Here is a 13,432-nt window from a genome sequence, read left to right as displayed (position 1 = left end):
TTATCCTTCAATAAATCAAATTAAGTAGTAAATATGAATTTTAGTGCTTTCCTAAACCTTAATTAATTTCAAGTGGCAAGGTTTTTAGGATTTTTGCAACTTTTCTCTATTGTTCAACAAATACACTTCATAAGTGTATTTACCATCCTCAGCTAAAACATCAGAACCAATAGAGGAATGTTTAAGAAAATGGAACCAGTAGAAATTTTTCACCAGTTCTTTTTTGTCTTCTTTTGAAATAATGATAACATAATCAGAGGGGAATTTATCAGGATTATTTTTAACCGCTTTATTAATATCTCGAATGTTTTGCTACACCATCATATGCAACATAACTATCTTTATTACTCAATTTTACTATAAAACAAGACTGCTTTCATTCTATATACTCTTGATAATAAATATTAAATAATCATTAACCGTTCATTTTTCCTTGCTATATTTTGTCGAAAACTCTCAGGAATGGCATACCAATCCATTACTTGGACAAGAATAGGAATATTAGACTCTTGCAATCTATTTTTAAAATTTACAAACATCTCACTGTCTATAGCACATTGCTTTTGAGAAATAATAACAAGATCGAGATCACTACCATCATGTGCATCGCCATTGACTCTACTACCAAAAGCTAAAATCTCACAGGGTTCAGTAATCGTATTACGAGCAATTTCTATAATTGCCTGTTTATGCTTGTTTTGTATTTTCACTTTCTATCACTGCAATTACTTTTTTTGTATCATCGATAAAATTTGGTATCATCACCAATGTCTTATTTGCAAAACTGACACCATAATCATGAGCAGTACTGTTTCGATTATCTCTATACTCCAACCACCTCTCAACTTCATCAGATGTTAATAAGCCGTGATTAGCCGCATAACGAAAAATATCTTTGAAATATAAAGTATCTACTGCTCTTGAACTATGAAAATACGGTTTTAGAACTTTTTTCATTAATTTTCCTACTTGTTCAAGCACAATTTCAAATTCCTTTACTGTGGCTGAACGGAAAATTTCATATTCAATATCTTCTTCATTATATTTCAAAAAACCTTGATATGCTTTTTCTAAAGCTTCATTGCAACGTTTTAAATAGGTTGTATCTATGTTTATAATTTTTGTCATATAATTACCTAGCCCCAAACCCCGTCAACATAGTTTGAATTGTTTTAAACAAAATTACTAAATCCATTGAGAATGAGAAGTTTTTAATATAGTAAAAATCGTGTTCTAATTTTATTCTCGTATCATCTGTATCAGCTGCATAACCTTGAACTACCTGAGCCCAACCAGAAATACCCGGTTTAACGATATAACGATAATTATAAAATGGAATCTCTTTATTAAATTCTTCTACAAATTTCTTCTGTTCTGGTCTTGGACCAATCAAACTCATCTCACCTTTTAACACATTGAAAAACTGTGGTAGTTCATCAATACGAGTTTTGCGAATAAATTTACCAATACGTGTTACACGCATATCATTTGCTTGTGCAAACTGAGAACCGTCCTTTTCTGAATCCTTACACATACTACGAAATTTATATACTGTAAAAGGAATTCCTCCTTGTCCTATTCTCTCCTGTAAAAAGAACATTCCACCACGACTCTCAATCATTATAAGTAATCCAGTAATAATCATCACAGGTAAAACAATTGGTAAACTACATAAAATTAGAGACGTTTCTAATATTCTTTTAATGGTTTGATAACTTTTAGAGGGCAATAATGCACCTAATTCATTTTCATACATATGATCAATCTTCACTCGACCAGTTAACCTCTCTAATAAACGACTACTGTGATAAACAGGAATATGCTTTAACGTACAATCAGCTAAAAACTGTTGCCATTCATCAGATAAATCAGCTCGCAAATCAGCCATTACGATACTCACATCTTGTTTTGTAAGCGGTTGGGTTTTCTCTAATTTTTTCCAAGTAACATAAGGTATTTTCGGTAATTCTGTTATTCTTCTCGTTGGTATATACGCAATAATTTTTTGTTTATTTATTCTATTTATATAATCAAATAAAATAAGTAAAGAAAGAGATACGATGCTAGAAAATATCAAATACCATACGGAATAATCAAATCTAAAAATAAATATGATTGCAGCAACTAAGACAAACCAAAACCCAAAAATAGGAACAATATAACGGAAAGTTAATATTCCTATATGAGAGGTAAAACGGCGAATACTCCAAAATGAAGATACGTACACAATTCCCATCATAATTACACTATTTATTGAGTTATTATTCCAACTATGCCAATTAGTTCCCCACATTAATATTGCTATAAGGTAAACAGAAATTGTTAGCCCAAATATAAATTGGATGAAAATATTTCTCAGTATTTTTGTTATTAGTTTTTTCATAGTTATTCTCTAATTACTTACTCTCAATATTTTTTCATAAATAAAAACTCGTAGTTCATTAGGCATAATCCTAACAGGAGTTCGAATTATACAATTTTTCAGAAACTCAAAGAATGATAAAAATCCTATTTTATAGAACTTATATTGTGATTTAATTTCACTAATAGCATATTTAAAGCCTCCACGACGTTTAAACATATCATTACCAGCTCGCATATATAAAATCGTATCAGGTAAATTGGCAACTATTGCTCCATTATGTATCATTCTTACCCAAAGAGCATAATCCTCATAAAGATGATCATCTTGATATCCCCCCACTTTTTCAACCGCACTTTTTCTATAAATCACTAACGGATGATTAAAAGGACTACGTTTTTTGGCAAATTTAACTATTTCATTATGAATTAAAGGTAATTTACGAGAAGATTTAATATTTCCTATCTCTTTTTCAAATTCATCCAATTGCCCACCTAAAATATCTGTTTTAGGATTTTCCTGTAAGAATTTAATTTGCTTTTCAAATCTATTTGGTGTACAAATATCATCTGAATCCATTCTTGCAATGAACTCGTAAGAACAATATTTTATGCCTTCATTTAATGCCTTTCCTAGCCCAATATTATTTTCAAGCGGTATGATTTTTAGAATATTTTGCAATTTTTCTTTCCATCCATCAATCGCTTGATACAATTCATCAGTTAACTCACCATCTTCAACCAAAACTATTTCACTTGGTTTTAAGCTCTGGTTATCCCAAACACTTTCCATTGCTTGATTAAAGTATTTAGAATTTTCCTTGTAGTATATTGAGATTAATACTGAAAATTTCATTATTGCTAACCTAACCTAACCTTGTAACAAAAAAAATAAAAGATAAAAACAAAAGAAAAATACACATCAAAAAATAAAGATAAAATACAAAATATAATCCACATTATACCCTCTTGAATTTTATATTTTTTAATCGATTCATATAAAAAGATATAAAATAATACAACAGCAAAAATACCATGATCAAAAAGAAATTGAAAATAAAAATTATGGAAAACCCTGTTCGAATACTCCAGACTTCTCCCCGAACCATGCCCCCAAAATAACGAGTCTACATTTTTTAAAATGTCAATATACCCCCCACTCATGGCTTCTAATCTAAATAAAATAGAATTTATTTTCAAAGAAATCACATTTTCTTTGTAATCAGTTAAAACAAAACCTCTACCTAAATTATTAATATAAAAATCAATTGCAACAACAGATATTATTACAAGCAAAAAAGGAAGATATTTAGAAAAAAATAATTTAAATTTTAAGTTATGAAAACATAAATAAATCATAAATGAACCTAGAATACTCCAAGATTGACTTAACAATATGAAAATGAAAAGAAATGCTTTCTCTTTATAATTGATAGTAGGAAGAAATGTGTACATTATAAAACAATATAGCGCAAAGTAATTTGAATCTTGCATTATGCCTGTAAATCTCGCAATCTGAAAATTACCATAATCCGTATAAAGTCCTATTAAATATCCTATTGGTAAAATTAATATATTAATACGGATAAATTGTCTAATAAAAATGAAAACCCCTACTTCTGAATCTCTTTTATTGAATTTAAAAGATGCTAAAAAAATAAAGAAAATCAATAAAAATTTTAAACTTTTACCTATCGCTTGTATTAAAATCCCGCCCAATATTAAATTAGAAAAAATTAACGGAATAGTTAATAACAAGATAAAGCATAGTAATATCAAACGTTTCTCTTGAAAAACAAGCTTATGTTCAAAAAAAGCAATAAATATTGCTATAAATAATAATATTATATCAATCCTATAATTGCTTAACACTGTACCAAAACAAATGAAGCTTATTAGTAAAAAAGAAAACGAAAAACTTAACTTATTGATATAACAACCTAACATTAAAAATAATAGGCAAAAAGAAATAATAATTTCTAACATGATTATTTTCTCATAAAGATGAATTTATGTATAAAAAATTTATGTATAAGATTGATAAATCTTATAATATATTTATTACCAAGAATTAAGCATAAACACTTTAAAAAAATAATGTTTTTCATTAAAGGAAATAATAGTCTCCAAAGTCCATTAGGATTAGGGTATCTTTTAGGTCTATCCTTAGGTAATAACATATACTTACTAGCAAAATCTAAATATTCTTTCTTTTTTTTATACAATAAAGTAGAATTTAAAATTGAATTCACTAACATACACTCAAAATAACTTAAATATTTTCTAACTTCCACAGAGTACTGATTTTTATTGTTAGATAAAAGGTATCTCTCTTTTGTTAAATTAATAATCTCAATCCAGCTTTTAATTGATTTTATATACCTTTTCTCATTTTTTGTTGAAGTAATACTACCGCTTCTTCCAGTTATATAATAATAAAGTCCCTCTTGTTGATTGTAATGCGAGCAACTTGAACAATTTTCTAGTAAATGTAAAATTGAATCATGATCTTCATGAATAATTCCTCTAATAAAAGAAATGTTATTATTTAACCAAATACTTCTTTTAGATATAAAACACCATGCAGAAAAATTGAGGTTGAAGTCTCTTATAAAGGACACGTTATCTACTCTATTTTGGGGTTTATTAATGAAATTATACAAATATTTTGATGAATTATTTACTTCATATATTGGAAAATCTATATAATCAATATCCTCATCAAAAGAAAACTTAAGTAAATTTCCTAAACAGTTTTCTTTTATATAATCATCACTATCAATAAACCAAATATATTTTCCATCTGCTTTATCTAGACCAAAATTTCTAGCATCACTTAACCCACCATTTTCTTTATGAAACACTCTGACATTCCTACTATTTTGACAAATTTCATCTGCAATGAGACCGCTATTATCAGTAGAACCATCATTAACTAAAATAATTTCATACTCATCATGAGAAACATCTTGATTCAATAATGATTTCACACAACGAGCCAAATACTCCTCAACATTATATATTGGAACTATAAACGACAATTTTTTCATAATTATATAATTTCTATCTTAATATTAAATTTTTCAAGAACATTATAGGCATTGTTCCATATCTCTGGTAATTCGTGGTGTCTCAACGATACAACTTCAATATTGGGTAAATTAATAACATTTAGAACTGCACCACTAAAGAAGGTATATATAATATATTTATTTCTAGGATTATTTTTTATTAATTTAATAATATAATCTTCAAATATTAACGAAGTATTAATATTTTTAATACCATCTACTTTATAATTTTCTCTTGGGTGTGGAAAAAAATAATCGGCTTTACAATATTTTAAAGCAAGCTTTATTAAGTTAATATTCTTTTTTATTATATTTTTATCTGAAATATTACTATTCTCAAAAATAGGCTGACCTAAAAATATTTTTACTATATTACTTGTTTCACCATTATTTTTTTTCCATACAGTATTTTCTGGCAATAAACTGATAAAACTTGTATTTATAATAATATTTGGTAAATCCTTATAAATGGTATAATGAATTTTTGAGAATTCTTTTATATTCTCTTTATAAAAACCACCAACTAAAATAGATAATATTATCCTTTTAAGGAAGCCATGCTCTCTTTTTGTGAAAAGGAAACTAGTATTATCTATGTTTGCTAAACCATCATCAAAAGTATTAATTTCTTTAAACCTTAAGGTACTCAATAAACCCAACAATGGTAAAAAATGAATATTTGCTAAAAATATTTTATTTATATTAGGTAAAATGATTCCCTTTAATTTGAATTTAATTATGAAAAAAAATATCAATAACTTATTATTAAAGGATGGTTGCTCAATAAATTCTAATTTTATACATTTTTCTTTTAATCTATTAGCATAATAATAATATTTTGAATTTTCCTTCTGACCTAAAACTATGGCATAAAATTTATCCTCAGAATGCAACTCTATAATTTTCTCAGCAATAAGCATTTGCAGAGGTGTCATACATATAATCAAATTCATTCTACTTCTTTTCTTACTTTTTTCGTTATTAAATAAAGCACTGGCAAAACACCCAAAGCCCCCACAATACTCGCATAAGGAATATATTTCACTTCTGTATTTATTAGAATTATTAAAGCAATCAAATAAAGTACCGTTGAAAAAACAGAACAAAATGCGATAAGTTTTGTTTTTCCATAAAAAAACAGATAATTTACCATAAATAGATAAGGAATTATAAATAATGTTGAAATGGTAAACAATGTAAAATAATATTTTACACCTATAAATTTATCTCCTAATACCCATAGAAATAGATCTTCTGGAATCAAACATAAGATAAAAAAAGCAAAAGGAATTATCAAAAAAGATATAAAAGTAAATTTATAGATATTTGTTAATGTTAATTTATTATTTTTTAACGCCTCAAAATAGTAAGGTATTACTGCCTTATTAACTGCTAAAACCAAAGTTGAAACAACAAGCGCCAAATTAGCTCCCATCGCATAAATACCTAATTCACCTTCAGAGTATTTATGATAAATAAAAAATCTATCTAACTGTCCTTTTATAAAAAAACTTCCATGATGAAAAATCAAAGGCAGACCAAACCCCATAAAATAATAAAAAGCAATTTTATATTGCTTAAAACTAAATTTTTTTACTATATTTATTTTATTTTTATATAAAATGTAGGCAAGGCAAAACACTATTATATTCCCTAGTAATATAGCTAAAAATCGTTTTTCAACGAGTTCAGTTTCATAAAGCTCAAACAATAATACTGTAACAATAACAGGTATTACTGCAAATAAAAATTGTACAATCGTATAGGATAATGCTTGCTTTTGACACTGTCTAACACTTAATTGAACACCCATAAAAATTTGGAATATAACAGCTAAACTAATATACATTAAAGCTTCTGAGTGTAATAACCAACAAATTATAAAAATAATACATCCCATAACTGTTGCATAAGCATAACCAGTATTCACCACTAAATTTATGGAACGCTTGCCGTAGACATAGAAATATCGAGCGACAGCCCCATCTTGGCTTAACCCTATAATAAGTGCGAATAATACCATATAAGTTTGATAATAAGATAACAACCCATAGCCTTCAACCCCTAGTTTTCCAGATAAATAAGGGATGAGCAAAAAAGGCATTAACTTACTTGCTATTTCACCTATTATATAAATAGCACTATCTTTTAAAATTTTCATTAATTTTAGTCTAACAACAACTCTGCAATTCTCAAATCCTTAATAGAATCAATATCAATTGAACGTTCTTCTGGCATTAAATAAAATCCTTGTGGTGCAGCAAAAAAACCATTTTCTTTTATAAGCGCTTCAATATCATTAATATAAATAGCTCCATTAGGACGATAAATTTTAGGAAGAGACTGACGAGGTGCTTCAAAATCAGAAACTTTAGTAATAGGAATAACTTTATTCCCATCTAAAGAAAACGATTTGTAAGGATGATGTTCACATTCACAAGCAGAGACTACTGATTTAAAAACACCAGTATTAAATAAACTCATTGCATTTTTAATATCTAACTCATTACGTAGTGGACTCGTTGGTTGTAAATGGGTAATGACCCCTGAGGTTAACTTTTTACAACGTAATATATGCGTTATAACACCTATGGTTTTCGTTCTATCTTCTGCTAGTTCAACTGGTCTTTTCATAGGTTTTGCACCATAACGCTCACCTTCAGCTAAAATTTCTTCCCCATCAGAAGATATAATAATTTCATCAAAACATTCACTTTTAACTGCCGCTAGGACTGCTCTTCCAACCAAAGAAATCCCACCAATTTTTTGAAGATTCTTGGCTTTTATTCCTTTAGAGCCAGCTCTTGCTGGAATTACTGCTATATTCATATTTTTCTCCAATGTTTATCACAAAATACTCTGTTTATTATTTTTTCTATTCTTTAAATACCACTCAACTGTCTTACGAATCCCTGTCTCAAAGGTCTCTTGTGGTTTCCATCCCAATTCTCGTTGAATTTTAGTTGCATCAATCGCATAACGCACATCATGTCCTGGTCTGTCTTTGACAAAAGTAATTAGATCAGCATATTTTTCCACGCCCTGCGGTTTTTGTGGTACTAGATCTTCTAAGATAGAGCAAATTGTTTTTACCACATCAATATTCGCTTTTTCGTTATGACCACCAATATTATAGGTTTCACCAACTTTTCCTTCGGTTACTACTATATACAATGCTCTTGCGTGATCTTCTACGAATAACCAATCTCTGATTTGTTGTCCATTACCATAAACAGGTAATGGCTTTCCATCAAGAGCATTTAAAATCATTAAAGGGATCAGTTTTTCAGGAAAATGGTAAGGACCATAGTTATTTGAGCAGTTGGTTACAATAACAGGTAAACCATAAGTACGGTACCAAGCACGAACTAAATGATCGCTTGATGCTTTTGATGCTGAATAAGGGCTACTTGGGGCATAAGGTGTGGTTTCTGTAAATAAATCATCTGTACCTTCCAAATCGCCATACACTTCATCCGTTGAAATGTGATGAAAACGGAAGTTTTGCTTTTTAGTCTCATCTAATTCTTGCCAATACTGACGAGCGACTTCTAACAGAGTGTAAGTACCCACAATATTTGTTTCTATAAAAGCAGAAGGTCCATCAATTGAACGATCTACGTGACTTTCAGCCGCTAAATGCATAACCAAATCAGGCTGATATTTTGCAAAAACTTGCTTCAATGTAACCGCATCACAAATATCAACTTGTTCAAAATGATATCTTTCGCTTTCAGATACACTATCAAGAGATTCTAAATTTCCTGCATAAGTTAATTTATCTACATTGATGACACTATCATCCGTACTCTCAATAATATGACGAATAACTGCTGATCCAATGAATCCTGCACCACCTGTTATTAATATTTTTTTCATTTTATTATCCTACTAATACGATTTTATATCTAAGTCTTTTAAATCTAAGAATACGTAAATTAAATCTAACATTGTAAATCTACAAATTCTTTCTTATAAAACTCTATATCCTGAGTTATTATTTCGTCATAAAAATTATTCAAATGTTTATTTTCTTCATCTAAACTAAATTTAGTTAAATTAGCTACAAAATGAGAGTAATCAAAATATTTTGGTTTACCAGAAGATTTATATACAACACAAAAAATAAATTTGTTATCTTTTGGTTTTTCAAAGTTTTTTAATAACTCTTTTAAAATTATTGTTCCTGATTTAAATTTAGATTTAATATTATCAACATTAATATTCTTAACTTTAGGATTTTTAAACTCCACAAAATAGAGAGAGCCTTTGTATTTCTTTTAAGTTTTCTTGTGTTCGATTTTTAACATTTTTTTGTAAGCATCTAACATTTAAACTAATTTTTTTCACCATTATCAATCAATTTATTTCTAATATACAAATAAATTGACTCTAAAATGTTCTTATAATACAAAATATCGTTTAACGCCTGAACCATTTCATAAGGTTCATCATCATATTGATGAGCGATCCTATTTCTTTTTTCTCTTAATGCAAGCCACTCATTCTTATCTTCTAAAAAATGTAATTTCTCTAACCGATTTAATATATCTAAAAAGGGAAGTGGTTCAATATTTGGTTCATAGATAGCTAAAATAGATTTAAATATTTTTTGTCCTAATGTGTCCTGTAATTTTGAAAAACGGTAGAGATATTGGTCAATATTTCGCACTTCATTTTTATTCAAAGTTGTATATTTACTTACACTTAAAGGAATAATATCCTTTATATCTTCATAAGCCTCATTTATTCTCAACAGGTGCTTGTCACATTCATTAAGGTATTTTCGTAATTTTATTTGTCCAATATCTAGTTCCATTCCTTTCATAGCCTCTCTCTCAATTACTCTATTTCTATCTGAAGCAATAATAAGATCAATTTTTTGCTCACCGATCTCATTTTGTAAAGCAATCAGAAATTTACTTTTTAAAGAAAAAGGATTTTCACTATTTTCTTCTGGGATTAAATATAAATCTATATCCCCCCCTTTTACCTGGTCATCTAAACGACTTCCAAAAAGAAAAATTTTACTTTCAAAACCAAAATATTTATTTTTTAGTGCGATAATACACTGTACTTCATTAAGCGTTAGCCTCATTCAAATTTTTACCTATTATGATACTTTTTATGTATTCTATTCCAAACTATTCTAATTCAAAATTACTACATTAGTTTGATTATACTACGGCGAACTAACATACAACAAGCTCTATTTTCAATCACATACTGCTTACAAAACACCACATTTATTTAACTTAACTCGTTTGTATCACTGGAAAACCACCTAACTCTTTAAATTTATTCACCATTTTACAAAACAATTCAGCGGTAATTTCAGTATCGTATAATGCACCGTGCGCTTGTTTGTTATCAAAAGGGATTTCAGCCATTTGGCAGGCTTTCACTAACACAGTTTGCCCATAAACAAAGCCTGCAAGAGTTGCGGTGTCAAACATTGCGAACGGATGGAAAGGATCACGTTTTGCACCAATACGTTTTACTGCTTGTTGCAGGAACTGTTGATCAAAAGTGGCATTATGTGCCACGATTATCGCTCGCTGACAACCTTGCTCTTTCATTGCTTTGCGTACCATTTTGAACATTTCGGGAATAGCGACAACCTCAGCGATTGCTCCACGATTTTCATCTTCTAAATTTATCCCATTTATTTTCAAAGACTCAGGGTTAATATTTGCACCTTCAAAAGGTTTGATGTGAAAATGGCATTTTTGATCAGCGATTAAATACCCTTTTTCATCCATTTTTACGGTAATTGCAGCCAACTCCAATAATGCGTCTGTTTGTGCATTCAAACCAGAGGTTTCCACATCAATCACTACAGGTAAATATCCTCTAAAGCGATTTTTTAATAAATTGTAATCTATTGTTTCTGTTTGTTTTTCTGATGGTTGTTCTGTTTTTTCTGACATTATTATTTGTGTTTAAATTAAAATTCAAACACATTATAGCAAATATTGTACAGAAAAAATTGCAAAAAATTTGTTAAATGTGACCGCTTTCCTTTTCAATTTATGTTGCTTTCAGGTAAAATTCATCGGTTATACTTTTATCAACTGATTTACAGGAAAATATTCCTTATAAAAAATAGAAACGGAAATATAAAATGGAAATGAAAAATATTCGTAACTTTTCGATTATTGCCCATATTGATCACGGCAAGTCGACACTTTCTGATCGCTTAATTCAAACTTGTGGTGGTTTAACAGAGCGTGAAATGGAATCTCAAGTGCTAGATTCAATGGATTTAGAACGTGAGCGTGGTATTACCATTAAAGCTCAAAGTGTTACCTTAAATTATAAAGCAAAAAATGGTGAAACTTATCAACTTAACTTTATTGATACTCCTGGACACGTGGATTTCTCTTATGAAGTATCTCGCTCACTGTCTGCCTGTGAAGGTGCATTATTAGTCGTAGATGCAGGGCAAGGCGTGGAAGCACAAACTTTGGCAAACTGTTACACTGCAATGGAAATGGATTTAGAGGTTGTTCCTGTTTTAAATAAAATTGACTTACCTGCTGCTGAACCTGAACGTGTCGCAGAAGAAATTGAAGATATTGTAGGTATTGAAGCGATTGAAGCTGTTCGTTGTTCTGCAAAAACAGGTCTGGGCATTGAGGATGTTTTAGAAGAAATCGTGACTAAAATGCCAGCACCAAAAGGTGATCAAGATGCAAAATTGCAAGCCTTAATTATTGATTCTTGGTTTGATAATTACTTAGGAATTGTATCATTGGTACGTATTAAAAATGGTACGTTACGTAAAAATGATAAAATCAAAATGATGAGTACAGGGATTAATTATAATATTGACCGCTTGGGCATTTTTACACCAAAAAAAACAGATACTGATGTACTACATTGTGGTGAAGTTGGCTGGGTTGTTTGTGGAATTAAGGATATTTTAGGAGCCCCTGTGGGTGATACCATTACCCATCAACACAATGCAGCAACGGATATTTTACCCGGTTTTCAAAAAGTCAAACCTCAGGTTTATGCGGGTTTATTCCCAATTAGCTCTGATGATTATGAATCATTCCGTGACGCATTGGGTAAACTAAGCTTAAATGATGCTTCATTATTATACGAACCAGAAACCTCTTCGGCTTTAGGCTTTGGCTTCCGTTGTGGTTTCCTTGGCTTATTGCATATGGAGATTATTCAGGAACGGTTAGAGCGTGAATATGATTTAGATTTAATTACCACTGCTCCAACTGTAGTTTATGAAGTAGCACTGAATAATGGTAATGTGGAATATGTAGATAGCCCTGCAAAATTACCACCATTAAATAATATTGCAGAAATTCGTGAGCCAATTGCTGAATGTCATATTCTTGTGCCACAGGAATATTTAGGTAACGTAATTACCCTTTGTATTGAGAAACGTGGTGTACAAACCAATATGGTTTATCACGGAAATCAAGTTGCGTTAACCTATGAAATTCCAATGGGTGAAGTGGTATTAGATTTCTTCGATAGGATTAAATCAACCTCACGTGGCTATGCTTCGTTAGATTATAACTTTAAACATTTCCAAGCTGATGATATGGTGCGTGTGGATGTAATGATTAATGGAGAACGTGTTGATGCTCTTGCTCTCATTATTCATAAAACTAATGCAGCTTTCCGTGGTCGTGAATTAGTTCAAAAAATGAAAGATTTTATTCCTCGTCAGCAATTTGACATTGCTATTCAGGCGGCGATTGGTAACCAAATTATTGCTCGTTCAACGGTTAAACAATTACGTAAAAACGTATTGGCAAAATGTTATGGTGGTGACGTCAGCCGTAAGAAGAAATTATTACAAAAGCAGAAAGATGGTAAAAAACGGATGAAATCTGTGGGTAATGTTGAATTACCACAAGAGGCATTCCTTGCCATCTTACACGTCGGTAAGGATTAGTTTTTAATCTAAAAATAAGCGGTGACATTTTGTTTGAAATTTGCAAATTTTGATTACGATGTCACCGCTATATTTT

At 29.7% G+C, this 13,432-nt stretch carries 15 protein-coding genes; 1 reads left to right on the top strand and 14 read right to left on the bottom strand.

Annotated features, from left to right (window positions below; genetic code table 11):
- Positions 1-84: 84 nt before the first annotated feature.
- The 14 genes from KGI96_RS11225 to rnt all read right to left on the bottom strand — a co-directional run bounded on the left by KGI96_RS11225 (position 85) and on the right by rnt (position 11,362).
- The gene (locus tag KGI96_RS11225; RefSeq protein WP_370685835.1) at positions 85-297 is read right to left on the bottom strand and encodes an ORF6N domain-containing protein; all 213 of its coding nucleotides are present in this window, start codon (positions 295-297) and stop codon (positions 85-87) included.
- Positions 298-404: 107 nt separating this feature from the next.
- Entirely contained in the window at positions 405-710 is a 306-nt protein-coding gene (locus tag KGI96_RS01055; protein WP_211599217.1) for a nucleotidyltransferase family protein, read from the bottom strand.
- Positions 688-1,128 (bottom strand): nucleotidyltransferase substrate binding protein, encoded by a 441-nt coding sequence (locus KGI96_RS01050; RefSeq protein WP_211599218.1) that lies wholly within the window; start codon positions 1,126-1,128, stop codon positions 688-690. Before KGI96_RS01050 ends, KGI96_RS01055 begins: the two co-directional genes overlap by 23 nt.
- A gap of 4 nt (positions 1,129-1,132) precedes the next feature.
- Complete coding sequence (locus tag KGI96_RS01045) at positions 1,133-2,293, bottom strand: exopolysaccharide biosynthesis polyprenyl glycosylphosphotransferase (protein ID WP_229577189.1); 1,161 nt, start codon at positions 2,291-2,293, stop codon at positions 1,133-1,135.
- 99 nt (positions 2,294-2,392) lie between these two features.
- The gene (locus KGI96_RS01040; RefSeq protein WP_211599219.1) at positions 2,393-3,217 is read right to left on the bottom strand and encodes a glycosyltransferase; all 825 of its coding nucleotides are present in this window, start codon (positions 3,215-3,217) and stop codon (positions 2,393-2,395) included.
- A gap of 5 nt (positions 3,218-3,222) precedes the next feature.
- Positions 3,223-4,347 (bottom strand): hypothetical protein, encoded by a 1,125-nt coding sequence (locus tag KGI96_RS01035; protein WP_211599220.1) that lies wholly within the window; start codon positions 4,345-4,347, stop codon positions 3,223-3,225.
- Positions 4,348-4,349: 2 nt separating this feature from the next.
- Complete coding sequence (locus tag KGI96_RS01030) at positions 4,350-5,411, bottom strand: glycosyltransferase family 2 protein (protein ID WP_267873274.1); 1,062 nt, start codon at positions 5,409-5,411, stop codon at positions 4,350-4,352.
- 2 nt (positions 5,412-5,413) lie between these two features.
- Complete coding sequence (locus tag KGI96_RS01025; RefSeq protein ID WP_211599222.1) at positions 5,414-6,385, bottom strand: glycosyltransferase family 52; 972 nt, start codon at positions 6,383-6,385, stop codon at positions 5,414-5,416.
- Positions 6,382-7,593 (bottom strand): oligosaccharide flippase family protein, encoded by a 1,212-nt coding sequence (locus KGI96_RS01020; protein ID WP_211599223.1) that lies wholly within the window; start codon positions 7,591-7,593, stop codon positions 6,382-6,384. Before KGI96_RS01020 ends, KGI96_RS01025 begins: the two co-directional genes overlap by 4 nt.
- A gap of 5 nt (positions 7,594-7,598) precedes the next feature.
- Positions 7,599-8,261 (bottom strand): acylneuraminate cytidylyltransferase family protein, encoded by a 663-nt coding sequence (locus tag KGI96_RS01015; RefSeq protein WP_211599224.1) that lies wholly within the window; start codon positions 8,259-8,261, stop codon positions 7,599-7,601.
- Positions 8,262-8,279: 18 nt separating this feature from the next.
- A complete protein-coding gene (gene rfbB / locus KGI96_RS01010) occupies positions 8,280-9,311 on the bottom strand; it encodes a dTDP-glucose 4,6-dehydratase (RefSeq protein ID WP_211599225.1) in 1,032 nt (343 codons plus the stop codon).
- Between the two features lie 65 nt (positions 9,312-9,376).
- Positions 9,377-9,685 carry a hypothetical protein gene (locus KGI96_RS01005; protein ID WP_211599226.1) on the bottom strand — a complete coding sequence of 103 codons (309 nt, stop codon included), beginning with the start codon at positions 9,683-9,685 and terminating at the stop codon, positions 9,377-9,379.
- Positions 9,686-9,768: 83 nt separating this feature from the next.
- On the bottom strand, positions 9,769-10,530 hold the full coding sequence (locus tag KGI96_RS01000; protein WP_211599227.1) for a hypothetical protein: 762 nt from the start codon (positions 10,528-10,530) through the stop codon (positions 9,769-9,771).
- A 157-nt stretch (positions 10,531-10,687) separates the two neighbouring features.
- Positions 10,688-11,362 carry a ribonuclease T gene (gene rnt, locus KGI96_RS00995; protein WP_211599228.1) on the bottom strand — a complete coding sequence of 225 codons (675 nt, stop codon included), beginning with the start codon at positions 11,360-11,362 and terminating at the stop codon, positions 10,688-10,690.
- Positions 11,363-11,562: 200 nt separating this feature from the next.
- Here rnt and lepA point away from each other — a divergent pair, with 200 nt between their 5' ends.
- On the top strand, positions 11,563-13,356 hold the full coding sequence (gene lepA / locus KGI96_RS00990) for a translation elongation factor 4 (protein ID WP_213156581.1): 1,794 nt from the start codon (positions 11,563-11,565) through the stop codon (positions 13,354-13,356).
- Positions 13,357-13,432 lie beyond the last annotated feature (76 nt).

It is taken from the genome of Phocoenobacter atlanticus subsp. cyclopteri (assembly GCF_018343795.1).
Classification (GTDB): domain Bacteria; phylum Pseudomonadota; class Gammaproteobacteria; order Enterobacterales; family Pasteurellaceae; genus Phocoenobacter; species Phocoenobacter atlanticus.
This window is presented reverse-complemented; position numbering and strand designations above follow the sequence as displayed.